10 protein-coding genes are annotated in these 14,636 nt (G+C 66.4%); 1 reads left to right on the forward strand and 9 read right to left on the reverse strand.

Features of this window, described 5'->3' with window-relative positions:
- Window positions 1-141 precede the first annotated feature (141 nt).
- From HDIA_RS00370 to HDIA_RS00390, 5 genes are all read right to left on the reverse strand, one after another.
- On the reverse strand, window positions 142-711 hold the full coding sequence (locus HDIA_RS00370; RefSeq protein WP_099553333.1) for a sarcosine oxidase subunit gamma: 570 nt from the start codon (window positions 709-711) through the stop codon (window positions 142-144).
- Window positions 704-3,709, reverse strand: a complete 3,006-nt coding sequence (locus HDIA_RS00375; protein ID WP_099553335.1) for a sarcosine oxidase subunit alpha — start codon at window positions 3,707-3,709, stop codon at window positions 704-706. The genes HDIA_RS00370 and HDIA_RS00375 overlap by 8 nt, the downstream gene beginning before the upstream one ends.
- Entirely contained in the window at window positions 3,706-4,005 is a 300-nt protein-coding gene (locus HDIA_RS00380) for a sarcosine oxidase subunit delta (RefSeq protein WP_099553338.1), read from the reverse strand. The genes HDIA_RS00375 and HDIA_RS00380 overlap by 4 nt, the downstream gene beginning before the upstream one ends.
- Before the next feature lie 71 nt (window positions 4,006-4,076).
- A complete protein-coding gene (locus HDIA_RS00385) occupies window positions 4,077-5,333 on the reverse strand; it encodes a sarcosine oxidase subunit beta family protein (protein ID WP_099558621.1) in 1,257 nt (418 codons plus the stop codon).
- A gap of 176 nt (window positions 5,334-5,509) precedes the next feature.
- Window positions 5,510-6,256, reverse strand: a complete 747-nt coding sequence (locus HDIA_RS00390; RefSeq protein WP_157775099.1) for a DUF6030 family protein — start codon at window positions 6,254-6,256, stop codon at window positions 5,510-5,512.
- Between the two features lie 260 nt (window positions 6,257-6,516).
- Here HDIA_RS00390 and HDIA_RS25940 point away from each other — a divergent pair, with 260 nt between their 5' ends.
- Complete coding sequence (locus HDIA_RS25940; protein ID WP_342748072.1) at window positions 6,517-7,395, forward strand: cold-shock protein; 879 nt, start codon at window positions 6,517-6,519, stop codon at window positions 7,393-7,395.
- Between the two features lie 318 nt (window positions 7,396-7,713).
- On the opposite strand, the gene ribB is transcribed toward HDIA_RS25940, so the two are convergent.
- From ribB to gshB, 4 genes are all read right to left on the reverse strand, one after another.
- Entirely contained in the window at window positions 7,714-8,859 is a 1,146-nt protein-coding gene (gene ribB / locus HDIA_RS00400) for a 3,4-dihydroxy-2-butanone-4-phosphate synthase (RefSeq protein ID WP_099553344.1), read from the reverse strand.
- Between the two features lie 177 nt (window positions 8,860-9,036).
- Entirely contained in the window at window positions 9,037-11,691 is a 2,655-nt protein-coding gene (locus tag HDIA_RS00405) for a hybrid sensor histidine kinase/response regulator (RefSeq protein ID WP_162292592.1), read from the reverse strand.
- A 291-nt stretch (window positions 11,692-11,982) separates the two neighbouring features.
- A complete protein-coding gene (locus HDIA_RS00410) occupies window positions 11,983-13,515 on the reverse strand; it encodes a YifB family Mg chelatase-like AAA ATPase (protein WP_099553349.1) in 1,533 nt (510 codons plus the stop codon).
- 100 nt (window positions 13,516-13,615) lie between these two features.
- On the reverse strand, window positions 13,616-14,569 hold the full coding sequence (gene gshB / locus HDIA_RS00415) for a glutathione synthase (protein WP_099553351.1): 954 nt from the start codon (window positions 14,567-14,569) through the stop codon (window positions 13,616-13,618).
- Window positions 14,570-14,636 lie beyond the last annotated feature (67 nt).

The following is a 14,636-nucleotide window of genomic DNA, read 5'->3' on the forward strand; positions in this document are numbered from 1 at the left end:
GCATGCGGTTTCTTGCTGTCAGATCGTTACAATCTACAGCAATTTGCGGGCCACAATATGGAAAACTTCAAGACTGCTGCATGGCGACGCCGGTGCCCGGCACCTGCCAGGTCTGGCGCCGGTCGCAGGGTCTCCGCCGCCTCAGGCGAACTCGCGCCGGGCCTCCTCCAGATAACGCCAGACATAGTCGGCAAAGGACCGCCAGACGTCGATCTCGAAGCGGGTCTCGTCCGTGCGCGTCAGGATGATCTCCGCCTTGCCGAAGACGGTCCGCGTGCACATGCCGACCGGAAAGGCCGCCAGCGAGAGATCGAGCGGACAGGCCTCGTTGATGACGAAGGCCGCCTGCGGTCCCGTGACGGCGATGGAAAGGCTGCGATGACTGACGTCGGTCAGCGAATGCGGCAGGCCGGCGAGCGCACTGTCGAGCGCCTGACGGAGCGATGCCGCGTCGTCTTCGGTCGTCGTCAGCATCCACTCGTCGGGCCCTAGCCAGCGGGCGCGCCGGGCATCCTTCTGCACGAAGCGGCAGGCCTCTTGCGGCAGATCGATGCCGAAGGCCTTGCCCGCGGCCTCGATGGCGGCGGGACGACCCCGGAAGTTGAGCCGGACGGCGGGTGCGAGGGCCATCACGCCGACGGCGGGGATCGCCTTCGAGACGGCAATGAGCGGTTCGAGCGCGTGGCTGCGCCGGGCACTGAGGTCAGCCATCGAGGCGTTTCCCTTCCTTGTCGTAGAAGACGGGATCGGTCACCGTTACCTTGATCGTGCGGCCGGGCATCGGCACGTAGAGCGTCTCGCCCACGCGGGCGCGGCCGCCCTTGATCATCGCAAGGGCGATGGACCGGCCGAGTGTCGAGCTCGGATAGGACGAGGTCACATGGCCGATCATCGGCATGGGCACCGGCGCGTTCGGGTCGGCGACGACCTGCGCGCCTTCCTCCAGCACCTCGCCCGCCACCTCGGTCAGCAGGCCGATAAGCTGCTTGCGGTCCGGTGCCATCAGGGCCGGGCGGGCAAGCGAGCGCTTGCCGACGAAGTCCTTCTTGGTCTTGCCGATGGCCCAGGAAAGGCCGACGTCGTCCGGCGTCGCCGTGCCGTCTGTTTCCTGGCCAACGATGATGTAGCCCTTCTCGGCGCGAAGAACGTGCATGGTCTCTGTGCCATAGGGCGTGATGCCGAAGGCTTCGCCGGCGGCAAAGATCGCCTCCCAGACCGCGCGGCCGTAGTCGGCCGGCACGTTGACCTCGAATCCGAGCTCGCCGGTGAAGGAAACGCGGAAGAGCCGGGTCGGGATGCCCTGGATGTGGCCTTCCTTGACGCTCATGTGCGGCATCGATTCGGCCGAGAGATCGATGTCGTCGACGAGTGTCTCCAGCACCTTGCGGGCATTCGGCCCCTGCACGGCGATCACGGCCCACTGCTCGGTGGTCGAGGTCAGCCAGACGTCGAGGTCCGGCCACTCGGTCTGGAGATAGTCTTCCATCATGTTGAGAACGCGCGGCGCGCCGCCGGTCGTCGTGGTGACGTGGAAGCGGTCCTCGGCAAGCCGTCCGACGACGCCGTCGTCAAGGACAAAGCCGTCCTCGCGCAGCATGACGCCATAGCGCAGCTTGCCGGCGCCGAGCTTCGTCCAAGCGTTGATATACATGCGGTTCATGAACTCGGCCGCATCCGGGCCCACGACCTCGATCTTGCCGAGCGTCGAGGCATCGAAGATGCCGACCGAGTTGCGCACGGCGAGGCATTCGCGGGCGACCGCCGCGTGCAGGTCTTCCCCACCCTTCGGGAAGTAATGCGCGCGCTTCCACAGCGAGACGTCCTCGAAGGCCGCGCCCTGCTCTGCCGCCCAGGTATGGATCGGCGTCGTGCGCACCGGGTCGAAGAGCGCCTCGCGCGCCGCGCCGGCAAAGATGCCGAAGGTGGTCGGCGTATAGGGCTGACGGAAGGTCGTCAGGCCGATCTCGGTCACCGGCTTCTTCAGCGCGTCGGAGACGATGCCGAGCGCGTTCATGTTCGACGTCTTGCCCTGGTCCGTGGCCATGCCCGTCGTCGTGTAGCGCTTGATATGCTCGATCGACTGGAAGCCCTCGCGGGTCGCAAGCTTGATGTCCTTGGCGGTGACGTCGTTCTGCCAGTCAACGAAGGCCTTGGCGAAATTGGGGTTGCGGTTGTGCGGCGCAGCTCCGATGAAGCCGTCCGTGCCCGCGTCAGCGGCCTTGGCCGTGAAACTGCGTGACGGCGTGGTGGTGGCGCCGGCATCCTTGGCCGCGGCCGCGCCTTGCGCGAAACCGTCGGCCAGCACCTTGTCGAGGCCGTAGAGACCCCGGCACGAACCGGCCGACCGCTCCGCTTCGACGGAAACGTCCGGAAGATAGGCGCCGAGTTCGCCGTTCCAGCCGAGCTTGCCGCGCGACTGCGAGAAGAGATGCACCGACGGCGTGAAGCCGCCCGACATCAGCACGAGATCGCAGGGCATCGGCTCGGTCGAGCCGACCGACCCGTCGGATTTCAAGCTCGCAAGATGGGCCTGCGAGACCCGCAGGCGGCCGCGCGTCCCGACAACCGTTGTGGACGTGCGCACGTCGATGCCGGCGGCGCGTGCCATCTCCGGCAGCGGGCCGTTCGCCTCCTTGCGCAGATCGGCTATGACCGCGATCTCGACGCCGGCGGCCTTGAGATCGAGCGCGACGCTATAGGCTGAATCGGCCGCCGTGAAGATCACGGCGCGGTTGCCGGGCTTGGCCGCATAGCGGTTGGCATAGGCGCGTCCGGCTTCCGCCAGCATGACGCCTGGGCGGTCGTTTTCCGGAAAGACCAGCGGCCGCTCGTGGGCGCCGGCGGCAATCACCACCTGGCCGGCCCGCACCTGCCACAGGCGCTCGCGCGGCAGGTCGCTATCGGCAACGCTCATGTGATCGGTCACCCGCTCGCAAAGGCCGATCAGGTTGTGCGGATAGTAGCCGAAGGCCGTCGTGCGGCTGAGCAGCGTGACGTTGGCCCGGCCCTTGAGCTCCGCGACCGCGTCCGCCACCCAGTCCATCGCCGGCTTGCCGTCGATGGTTGAGGAAAGGTCGGAGAGCAGCGAGCCGCCGAACTCGTTCTGCTCGTCTGCGAGGATGACGCGCACGCCCGTTTCCGAGGCGGCAAGGGCGGCGGCAAGGCCGGCCGGTCCCGCGCCGACGACAAGCACCTCGCAATGGGCGAAATGCTGGGTGTAGCGGTCGCCGTCGGCCTCTTCCGGCGCGCGGCCGAGACCGGCCATGGCGCGGATCTTCGGCTCGTAGAACTTTTCCCACGCCTTCGCCGGCCACATGAAGGTCTTGTAGTAGAAGCCGGCCGGGAAGAAGGGCGCGAGAAGGTCGTTGAACGCGCCGGCGTCGAAATCGAGCGACGGCCAGCGGTTCTGGCTGACGGCGACGAGACCGTCGTGGAGTTCGACCTGCGTGGCGCGCAGGTTCGGCGAGAAATGCGCATCGTCGCGGCCGACGCCGACAAGGGCGTTCGGTTCGTCCGATCCGGCCGACAGGAAGCCGCGCGGGCGGTGATACTTGAAGGACCGGCCGATCAGGTGCTGGCCGTCGGCAATCAGCGCCGAGGCGAGCGTATCGCCGGCAAAGCCCTTGCGCGAGCGGCCGTCGAAGGTGAACTGGATCGGGCGCGAACGGTCGATGCGCCCGCCGGAGGCAAGACGGAACGGGCTGGTCATTTCGTGCTCTCTCCAGGGCCTTCGATGTCGGGACGCGGCTGGCCGGTCTCGTAGGTGGCGACGAAGAAATCGGTCGTGGTGTCGCGGACGGCGTTGAAGAAGCGACCGCAGCCGGCCGCATGCCGCCAGCGCTCCGCATGAAGGCCGCGCGGGTTGGACCGCTGGTAGAGGAACGTGCCCCAGGTCTCGTCGTCGAGCCCGGACGGATCCGCCGGCCGGGCGACATGGGCCTCGCCGCCGTAGCGGAATTCAAGCTCCGGCCGGGGGCCGCAATAGGGGCAGGCAATGATCAGCATCGGGCCGATCTCCACGAACAGGGGGAATGAGAAGGGGCGGGGGTAGACCGGTCGGTCATCGCCGTCCCGCCTTAGTGGGCGACGGCCGCCGCGGCCGCCTCGTCGATGAGGACGCCGTCGCGGAAGCGCTCCATGGTAAAGGCCGCGTTGATCGCATGCGGCTCGTCCTTGGCGATCGTGTGGGCGAAAACGTGGCCCGCGCCCGGCGTCGCCTTGAAGCCGCCGGTGCCCCAGCCGCAGTTGACGTAGAGGCCCTTGACCGGCGTCTTGGCGATGATCGGCGAGCGGTCCGGTGTCAAGTCGACGATGCCGCCCCAGTTGCGCAGCATGCGCATGCGTCGGAACATCGGGAAGAGTTCGCAGATCGCGTCCAGCGTGTGGTTGGCGATATGGATGCCGCCGCGCTGGGTGTAGGACGTATAGGCGTCCGTGCCCGCGCCGATGACGAGTTCGCCCTTGTCCGACTGCGAGATATAGGCGTGGATCGTGTTCGACATCACGACGCAGGGGAATACCGGCTTGACCGGTTCGGAGACGAGCGCCTGCAGCGGATAGCTTTCGAGCGGCATCCTGAGGCCCGCCATCGCCATTACCACCGAGGTGTTGCCGGCCGCCGAGACGCCGATCTTCCTGGCGCCGATGAAGCCCTTTGAGGTCTCCACACCTTGGACCTCGCCGTCCGGTCCGCGCCGGATGGCGGTGACCGCGCAATTCTGGATGATGTCGACGCCGCGCGCGTCCGCGCCGCGGGCATAGCCCCAGGCGACGGCATCGTGCCGGGCTGTGCCGCCGCGCCGCTGCAGCGCACCGCCGAGCACCGGATAGCGCATCGTCGAGGCGTCGATATTGAGCGGCGGGCAGAATTCCCGGCACTCTTCCGCGCTCAGCCACTCGTTGTCGACGCCGTTGAGGCGGTTCGCATGGACATGGCGCTTGAAGGACTGAACGTCGTGAATGTTGTGCGCGAGCATCAGGACGCCGCGCGGCGAGAACATCACGTTGTAGTTCAGTTCCTGGGACAGGCCTTCCCAGAGCTTTAGGGCATGGTTGTAGAGCCCGGCGCTCTCGTCGAAGAGATAGTTGGAGCGCACGATGGTGGTGTTGCGCCCCGTGTTGCCGCCGCCGAGCCAGCCCTTCTCGATCACCGCGACATTCGTGATGCCGTGGACGGTCGCCAGATAGTAGGCTGTTGCCAGGCCATGGCCGCCGGCACCGACGATGATGACGTCGTAGGAGGCCTTGGGCTCGGGAGTGCGCCATTGCCGCCCCCAGCCCTGATGGCCGCCAAGGGCCCGCCGGATCAGCTTGAAGCCGGAAAACTTTTCCATGACCGCCTCGATCATTTGCAGAGTGGACGCGAGTATCCGTTGCCCGGTCGAGCCCTGCCCGCATGCTTTCGGCTGTTCCGTTGTACGGACGCGACATGACATGCCGGATCTGTCCGGTGCCCGGCGGTCTCGGTGATGCTGTCCAGGGGATCGGACGACGGAGTGCGCGAAGGCTTCTAGCCCGTGCGCGGGCCGAAGCGACCCGCGGGCGGCAGGTTCAGCTTGGCCGGCTCGATGATCAGATTGAAGCGCGGGATGTCGCCCCACTCTCGTTTCATCGTGATCCGCATGCCGGCGACGGTCCGGTCGATCGGGTCGAGATAGTCGATGGACCGGAGCAGGCCGGATGGCATCGGCCAGCTCTCGATGCGGAAGACGGTCTCGATCAGCGACTTCATGCGTGCCTTGGCGTCGTCGGCGCCGTCGCGGTCCTCAAGGTTCATCTTGACCCGGATGAGCCGCAGATGCCCCTGAAGATCGCTCTGGGCGAGGACGAAGAGCGAATTCTGGGGTGCGTCATTGCCCTGGCCGCTCTGGGCTTTCTTGCCGGAACCGGTGGTCGCGCGCTGGTCGCTGACGAGGATCAACTCGGAGGTGCACTGGGTCAGCTGCGGCGAAAGGACGGTCGCGTGGCTCTCGCTCATCGGGATGCCGGCATCGCCGAGCAGCTTGCAGAAGGTGACCGGCGGCACGGAGGCCACCTGCCGGAATTCGGTGCCATAGGGGGCAGGCGAGACGGCGCTCTTGCGTGTCTTCGGATCGAGCGAGGCCAGCGGATCCGGCGGCGTCCATTCCGACGCGGGCACAACGGTCTCCTGTCCCTGAAACCCCACCCAGCGCAAGGGAAGCTGACCGCTCAGCAAGGCCGCAGCGGTGACGATCGCGATCGCGGTCAGGAGTGTCGGAACGGGTGGTGGTGTCACGGCGGCAACAGTCTGGCCAGGCGAAGGGACGACCGATTTGGACGAAATAATTCACTCCCCCAAATTTTCATGGATCTGGGCGAAAAAGGACTCGTTTCAGACCTCGGCACCCTCATCATGTCGCTCAAATTCATAACAAACTGCATTGCGAAGCGGCATAAAACGCGGGCTCGGCCGATCTTCGGAAAAAAATTCGGCGCGAGAAGGGCGATTCGCAAAAAAACCTTGGCGTCGCGCGGAACAACATGTGGTAATGGTATTTGCGGAGCGGTTCTTCATATTATTCGGTCCTGATTGCGTTCGGCGTCGCGGCTCAAGTAGCCAAACAGGAAAGAAGTATCTGGATTAGCTCTGTTGCGATTGATGTCCGCATCCATTTCTCCGGTTGGGTGCAGGCTGTGCTTTTGGATGGCGGAGACGAGAACGTTAGAATGGGTAAGGGTAAGGACTTTCGCCAGCCGCGTCGGCGCGGCGGATTTGATGACGACATGCCGCCTCCTTTCGAGATGCGTAGCGAGCGGCCCGCGCGGCCGATGGGCGGCTCAGGATTCGGCGGTGGCGCGGAAGCGACAGGTCCGGTTGTGGACGCCACGGTTTCCTGGTTCAACCCTGAGAAGGGTTTCGGCTTCACGGCGCTGACCGATGGATCGGGCGACGCCTTCCTTCACATTGGAGCGCTGCAGGCGGTCGGTCGCGACACCGTTGCTCCTGGCTCGACCTTGAAGGTCCAGGTGGCTCAGGGCGCCAAGGGCAAGCAGGTTGTGAAGGTCATCGACGTCGATGAAAGCACGGCTTCCGAGCCGGCCCGCGGTCCGCGCAGCTTCGGCGGCGGAGATCGCAGCTTCGGGGATCGGCCTCCGCGTGCTGGCGGTGGTGGTTTCGGTGGCAGCCCGCGTCCGCCTCGCCGGACGGTGGACATGTCGTCCGCGATGCCGCTCGAGGGCACGGTGAAGTGGTTCAACCCTGAAAAGGGCTTCGGCTTTGTTGCCGGCGAGGACGGCGGCAAGGACGTCTTCGTGCACATCTCGGTGCTGCAGTCCGCCGGTCTGGCCCATCTTGACGATGGTCAGCGGGTGTCGATGCAGATCGTCGAGACGCCGAAGGGCCGCGAGGCCGTTTCGATCGAATTGGGCGACTGAGGGTTTCCGTCAGTCTTTGCCCGAAGAATCGAGCGCCATTCTGCCCCCGTGCAAGCGGGGACAGGGTGGCGCTTGTTTGTTTGATGCTAGATGGTTGACTCTTCGCCGCCGGGCCTTTGCCGGCGGCGAAGAGTCAAGCCGTCAGAACGCCAAGCACTGTGCGGAAAGCCCGCGCGGTGCTTTTTTGCTTCTTGGGATCCCGCCACGCTTGCCCGTGTCTCTTGCCCCCGCTTCTTGCCCGAGTCCGCCCGGCCTCTCTTCGCAGGGCCGGCAGATGACGCAGGGTCGGGGCAGATGGCTTGCCGGACGTTGTCCCGGTCAGGCCTGGTCCTCGAGCCTGATGGTGCGGCTGATCTCGATGCCGAAGCCGCCGAGGCCGACATACTGCCGGTTCTGCGAGGCAAGAACGGCGATCGAGACGACCCCGAGGTCGCGCAGGATCTGCGCGCCAACGCCGACTTCCCGCCACCGGTTCATGCGCTTGATCGCACTGCTGTGACCCTCGCCGTCCTTCGGTCCTTCGTCTGGTGTGTCCGTTGCCCCTGTCGTCGACATTTCAGCGAGGTCGTCGGCATGGGGGGTGCGCAGGAACATGAGAACGCCGCGTCCGTCGCCCTGTGACCGGATAGCCTCGAGCGCCCCGTCGAGCCAGAAGCCCTTCTGCGCCGACCGGCAGAAGAGGTCCAGCACCGGCTGCTCGCGGTGGATGCGGGTGAAGATATCCTCGCCGTTGCCGATCTCGCCGAAGACGGCGACGATGTGTTGCAGCGGATCGAAGGGCGTCTGGTAGGCATAGACCATCGCCTTCATGCCGCCGATCGTCATCGGCTGCGCCGCCGCGCGCGAGACGAAGCGCTCGGTGCGGATGCGATAGGCGATCAGATCCTCGATGCTGATGATCTTCAGCTTGTGCTCGGCGGCAAAGGCCAGGAGTTCGGGCAGCCGCTTCACGGTGCCGTCGTCGTTGACCACCTCGGCAAGAATGCCGACCGGCTCGATGCCGGCGAGCCGGGCAAGATCGACGCCCGCTTCCGTGTGGCCGGAGCGGGTCAGGACGCCGCCGGCGCGCGCGATCAGCGGAAAGATATGGCCGGGCCGCAGGAAGTCGCTCGCCTGGGCATTGTCGTTGGCGAGCGCCCTGGCGGTGTTGGCGCGTTCTTCAGATGAAATGCCGGTGGTCATCCCGACCTTGTAGTCGACGCTGATCGTGAAGGCCGTGCGCATCGGATCGAGATTGTTGGCGACCATCGGCGGCAGGTTGAGGGTGTCCGCGCGCTCGCCCGTCATCGGCACGCAGATGATACCGCTGGTGTGGCGGATCATGAAGGCCATCGTCTCGGGCGTGGCCTTCGATGCGGCCATGATCAGGTCGCCCTCGTTTTCGCGGTCGGTATCGTCAACGACGATCACGAGTTCGCCGTTGGCAATGGCGGCGATGGCCGCTTCAATCTTGTCGAGTTTCATGATGAGCCTGAAGAAAAGAGATCGTGAGCTTGTAGACCTCATGGGCGGAGGGATCAACGTCGCACCGACCGATGATCCGGGGCAAGCAGGACGATGGATCAAATCCCGGCGGGTCGCCGGGGTGCCGGCTGGCGCCGCGTCCCCGTCGACGCGCCCCCGTCAACGCGCGCCCGTCGATCAGCCGGCCCGCTCGCGCGCATCCATGTGCTTGGCGAGCAGCGAGGCCAGGTGGTCCGGCTGCAGAGGCTTCGACGCCCAGTCGTCGAAAAGGCCGCCCTCACAGCTCTCCCGCGTCGCCGGCATGACGTCGGCGGTGAGGGCGATGATGAGCGGATGATGCGCCGTGTCGGGAATGTCGAGCGAGCGGATCCGCCGTGTCGCCTCGAAGCCGTCCATTTCGGGCATGTGCAGGTCCATCAGCACGATGTCGAAGGCGCGGCCGGATCGGACTGCCTCCTCATAGGCGGCAACGGCGTGGCGCCCGTCGACGGCGACGCTCACCGAATGCCCCTGCCGTTCCAGGAGACCGCGTCCGAGCAGGACGTTGATCTCGTTGTCGTCGCACAGCAGCACGTGGCAGCCGGGCCGGGCGGTCGGCTTCGGCTCGCTGTGCATGTCCGGGCGCTCGTCCTGGGGGGAGAAGATGGCCTCGCCGAGCAGCGTGCGCACGGTGAGCACGAGAGACGAGGAGCGCACCGGCTTGACCATATAGGCGCCGTAGCCCGCATCGCTGAATTCCGCCAGTTGCGGGCGCTGCAACGGGTCGATCACGATCCCGACCGGTGTCGAGGTCATCGCCCGGATGCGCTCGATCATGGCGATCGGATCGCCGACCGCCGCATCGACGAGGACGACATCGGCCGGAGGGCCGCCCATCAGGTCGGCCTCGACCTGCTGCTGGGTCAGGAGCCGGACATCGGCGCCGCGCTCGAACAGCCGGCGCAAGATCAGGGGACCCTCGATGAGCGCATGCGAGACGAGCACGATCCGCCTGCCGGCAAGTTCGCCGCCTTGCGCCTGGGGTAGGGGTGTGCTGGGGGGCGTGTCGGCGGACGCGCCCTCGTCCACTTTCGCTTCCTCGCTGGCGCCGGCCATGTCGGCTGCAACGGATAGACCGGGCCCTGCTGTTCCGTCTGGTCGCATGTCCAACGGATCGTCCTGGCGGCTCAGGAGTGCCTCAATCAGCATCTGCTGATGGGCCCGGGCGCCCGCGCCGGGACCAGGCGCAAAGCTGAAGCTGGGAACCGGGATCGTCGGCGCGGCGGCTGTCCCGGGAACGGTCCCTGACGGATCGGCCGTCTCGTGCTCGGTGTCCAGCCGGATCAGGAAGGAGAAGCAGGCGCCGGCGCCGAGAGCCGATTCCAGCCGGATTTCGCCGCCCATGAGGTGGACGAGCCGCCGCGAGATCGCAAGCCCGAGCCCCGTGCCGCCAAAGGATCGTGCCGGTCCAGGCTCGGCCTGCTCGAACTCGCGGAAGATTCGGTCGCCGTCCTGTGGATCGATGCCGATGCCGGTGTCGCGGATCTGGAACAGGACACCGACCCGTTGACCTTCGTCGGCCGCGCGCACCCGGAACACCTCGATCGCGACGCCGCCCTCGGCCGTGAACTTGATGCCGTTGCCGGCAAGGTTGAACAGAACCTGGCGCAGGCGCGCCGCATCTACCCGGAGAGAGGGCGGAAGGTCCGGATCGATATAGGCCGCAAGCTCGATGCCCTTGGCCTGTGCGCGCGGGGCCAGAAGCTCGGCCAGCGCCTCGACGAGTTCGCCGATATTGGCCGCCTCTGGCATCAGGTCGATACGGCCGGCCTCGATCTTGGAGAAATCGAGCAGGTCGTTGATGAGCAGCAGCAGGGCGTCGCCGGATGTCTCGATGGCGCGGGCATAGGTCTGCTGCTCGGACGACAGCGACGTCTGCTGCAGCAGGTTGATCATCCCGAGAATGCCGTTGAGCGGGGTGCGGATCTCGTGGCTGACCATGGCGAGAAAGCGCGACTTCGCCTCGCTGGCCGCCTCGGCCATGTCGCGCGCCACCGAAAGCGCCGCTTCCGTCGCCTTGCGGTCGGTGACGTCGCGGCCGATGCAATGGATGACGGACTGGTCTCCCTCGTCCTTGAGACAGGTCTCGGTCCAGGAGAACCAGCGCGTTCCCTGCGCCGTTTCGACCGGCACGTCCCGGACCGGCAGCAGATAGGAGCGTTCACGCCCCTCCTCGTCCGTCGAAAGGGGATGCCCGTCGTCCAGCCTGATCACGTCGAGGAGTTTCCGGCCGATGACCTCGTCCTCGGAAATGCCGAAGAGCCGGATGAAGCTCTCGTTGACGCCGATGATGAGGCCGGTCTTGTCCCGCTGCAGGACGACGTCGCCGCTCGCCTGGATGATGCCACCAAGCTGCTCGAGCTGCTCGCGCGCCTCCCAAAGGTCGTCCGTCAGCGCCTCGATATCCGGACCGGAGGCGGGAGCGGACTGGCTGTCTGTCGCCGCAGCCGGGCGGCGCTTGCGCGCCCTGCGCAGAAGCCGGGAAATCAGGTCGACGGAGCCGCCGCCGAGAACGAAGGCGGCGGCAAAACCGAGAACGGGATTGCCGGTGATCGCCGCGGTAATGAGAAGAAGGGCCGCGGCAGCCGTGAGGCCAATCATGCCAAGATCGAGGGCTGCCTCGGCCAGCGTTCGGCTCTTGCGGCCAGCGGCCGGGATATCAGCCTCGACGATGCCCCACTCGGTCCCCACCGGCCGGGGCGCAGTTGCCTCGTCGATCCGTGCCGGATGCTCGCGCGGCAACTCGGCATGGACCTTGTCCTGCCGGTCGGTTCGGCCGTTCAGCTTGATCATCACCCGTCCTGCTCTCATTCGCGTGGCGGACAGGATGAAGGAACATCCTTGAAATTTCCTTTTCCCTGCAGTCCTGAATCGATGGTGATCGATGACCGGCGAGGACCGAGGGCAGCGCGGAGAGCGGCCGTTGAGCCGCCGGCTTTAGCCCGGAAGCCGCTGCGGGGGCGGTGGACGACCTGGCACCTTGATCCCGTCATCCCGCCGATCCGGCGATGGTCCAGACGCCGATGCATGATAAGCCGGATAAATTTAGCGCGTAGGCAATGCTGCGGCTTCCGCCGCGCGCCATCAGGCGGCCGTTGCCATCCGGTCCGTTTGCGGCCGGTAGGCGAGCGCCTCGGCCACGTGCAGCCGGCCGACGCGGTCCTCCCCGTCGAGATCGGCGAGCGTGCGCGCCACCTTCAGGACGCGGTGATAGGCGCGGGCCGAAAGCCGCATCATGTCGGCGGCATCACGCAGCAGCTGGGCGGCGCTCCGGTCGGGCTCAGCAATCTCTTCGATGACCCGCGACGGGGCATCGGCATTCGTGCGCAGATGCGGCAACTGAAGGGCCGCGAAGCGCTCTGTCTGGCGCATCCGTGCCTGGGCGACCCGCTCGGCGACGACGGCACTCGTTTCGCTCGATCGCGGCAGTTGCAGGTCCGCTGCCGAAACCGCGCCGACCTCGATGTGAAGATCGATACGGTCGAGCAGCGGCCCGGAAAGCCGCGCCTGATAGTCGGCGGCGCAGCGGTCGCCCCTCCGGCAGGTGAAGCCGGGCGTTCCCGCATGGCCGCAGCGGCACGGGTTCATGGCGGCGACAAGCTGGAACCTTGCCGGATAGGTGACCCTATGATTGGCCCGGGCAATGACGACGTCGCCGGTCTCCAGCGGCTGGCGCAGGCTGTCGAGAACGGTCGGGTTGAACTCCGGCAGCTCGTCGAGGAAGAGGACACCGTTGTGGGCCATGGACACCTCGCCCGGCCGTGCCCGAAGGCCGCCGCCGACCAGCGCCGCCATCGAGGCCGAGTGATGCGGCGCGCGAAAGGGCCTCCGGTCGGAGAGCTTGCCGTCGGCGAGCGTTCCGGCAATCGAGGCGACCATCGAGATTTCAAGCAGTTCGCGCGGGCTGAGCGGCGGCAGGATGGAGGGAAGCCGCTGCGCCAGCATTGATTTGCCAGCGCCCGGCGGGCCGATCATCAGGAGGTTGTGGCCGCCGGCGGCGCAGATTTCGAGCGCACGCTTGGCCGTCTCCTGTCCCTTCACATCGGCAAGATCGGGCAGGGAGGTGTCCATCTCGCTGCGCCGGGCAATGGGGCGGCTCAGCACCTGCGTTCCCTTGAAATGATTGGCGATGGCAATGAGGCTGAGCGGGGCGAGAATCGCCATGTCGGGGTCGGCCCAGGCGGCCTCGCTTCCCGACGCCTTGGGGCAGATGAGGCCCTTGCCGTTCGCATTGGCGGCGATGGCGGCCGGCAGCACGCCGGCGACCGGAGACAGTGTCCCGTCGAGCGCAAGCTCGCCGAGGACGACGAAGCCCTCCAGCGCGTCGGCCGGCAGGGCGCCAATCGCCGCCATCAGGCAAAGCGCAATCGGAAGATCGTAGTGACTGCCTTCCTTCGGCAGGTCGGCCGGGGCGAGATTGACCGTGATCCGCCGCGCCGGCAGGGCAAGGCCCGAGGCAGTCAGCGCCGCCCGAATGCGCTCCCGGCTTTCGCCAACCGCCTTGTCGGCCAGTCCCACGATGGTGAAATTCGGCGAGCCGGGTGCCACATGCACCTGGACATCGACATCCACGGCCTCAACGCCCTGAAAGGCGACCGTTGTCACCCGACTGACCATGGCAAGACCCCCGCCTCCACTGGAACTTGCGGAAGGGTTGCACAACCAGACAGGGCATTCAAGAATAAAACGAGAACAAAAGCAGGATTTCTGTTCGGGTCTAGTCAGCCTTTGCGGCGACCTTGGCCTCAATGGCGTCCCAGATCCGCGCCGCGATATCCGGGCCGCCGAGCTTGCGGATGGCGCGGATACCGGTCGGGCAGGTCACGTTGATCTCCGTGAGAAAGCCGCCGATGACGTCGATGCCGACGAAGAGAAGGCCGAGGCGCTTCAGCTCCGGTCCGATGGTGGCGCAGATTTCGGCTTCCCGGTCGGTGAGTTCCGTCGTCTGGGCGGCCCCGCCGCGCACCATGTTGGAGCGAAGGTCGTCGGCCGCCGGCACGCGGTTGACCGCGCCGGCGAACTCGCCCTCGACGAGGATGATGCGCTTGTCGCCGGCGCGCACCGCAGGCAGGTAGCGCTGCACGACGAAGGGCTCGCGCGACAGCGAGGTGAAGAGGTCCATCAGCGAGCCGAAATTCTCGTCCTCGGGGCGCACGCGGAACACCGACTGGCCGCCGTGGCCATAGAGCGGCTTGATAACGATGTCGCCATGCTGCTTGCGGAAATCCTTCACCTCCTGCACGTCGCGCGTGATCACCGTCTCCGGCATCAGCTGCGGGAAGGTCATGACCAGCACTTTTTCCGGGGCGTTGCGCACGCTCGCCGGATCGTTGACCACCAGCGTCTTCGGATGAATGAGGTCGAGCATGTGCGTGCTCGTCACATAGGCCATGTCGAAGGGCGGCTCCTGGCGCAGAAGCACGACATCGGCGTCGGCAAGGTCCATGCGATAGGCGTCGCCAAGCGCGTAATGCGCGCCCTCGACGTCGGCGACCTCGACCGGCTCCACGCGGGCGGCGACGCTCTTGCCGGTCATCGCCATGCGGTCGGGCGTGTAGTGCAGCAGCCGGTGGCCTCTCCGCTGGGCTTCCAGCATCAGGGCGAAGGTGGAATCGCCTCCGATCCTGATCGTGGAGATATGATCCATCTGGACGGCAACTGTCAGGCTCATGGCAAATCTCGTGGGGCTGGCTGCGCAAGGAGGGACGGTGCGCGGAGGGACATCTCGTCAGGCACAT

The sequence above is a fragment of the Hartmannibacter diazotrophicus genome (assembly GCF_900231165.1).
Lineage (GTDB): Bacteria > Pseudomonadota > Alphaproteobacteria > Rhizobiales > Pleomorphomonadaceae > Hartmannibacter > Hartmannibacter diazotrophicus.

What these genes read in the sequence shown, in the direction of transcription:
- HDIA_RS00370 (WP_099553333.1), bottom strand. Translation starts at nt 711, where the DNA reads ATGGCTGACCTCAGTGCCCGGCGCAGCCACGCGCTCGAACCGCTCATT.
- HDIA_RS00375 (WP_099553335.1), bottom strand. Translation starts at nt 3,709, where the DNA reads ATGACCAGCCCGTTCCGTCTTGCCTCCGGCGGGCGCATCGACCGTTCG.
- HDIA_RS00380 (WP_099553338.1), bottom strand. Translation starts at nt 4,005, where the DNA reads ATGCTGATCATTGCCTGCCCCTATTGCGGCCCCCGGCCGGAGCTTGAA.
- HDIA_RS00385 (WP_099558621.1), bottom strand. Translation starts at nt 5,333, where the DNA reads ATGGAAAAGTTTTCCGGCTTCAAGCTGATCCGGCGGGCCCTTGGCGGC.
- ribB (WP_099553344.1), bottom strand. Translation starts at nt 8,859, where the DNA reads ATGAAACTCGACAAGATTGAAGCGGCCATCGCCGCCATTGCCAACGGC.
- HDIA_RS00405 (WP_162292592.1), bottom strand. Translation starts at nt 11,691, where the DNA reads ATGATCAAGCTGAACGGCCGAACCGACCGGCAGGACAAGGTCCATGCC.
- HDIA_RS00410 (WP_099553349.1), bottom strand. Translation starts at nt 13,515, where the DNA reads ATGGTCAGTCGGGTGACAACGGTCGCCTTTCAGGGCGTTGAGGCCGTG.
- gshB (WP_099553351.1), bottom strand. Translation starts at nt 14,569, where the DNA reads ATGAGCCTGACAGTTGCCGTCCAGATGGATCATATCTCCACGATCAGG.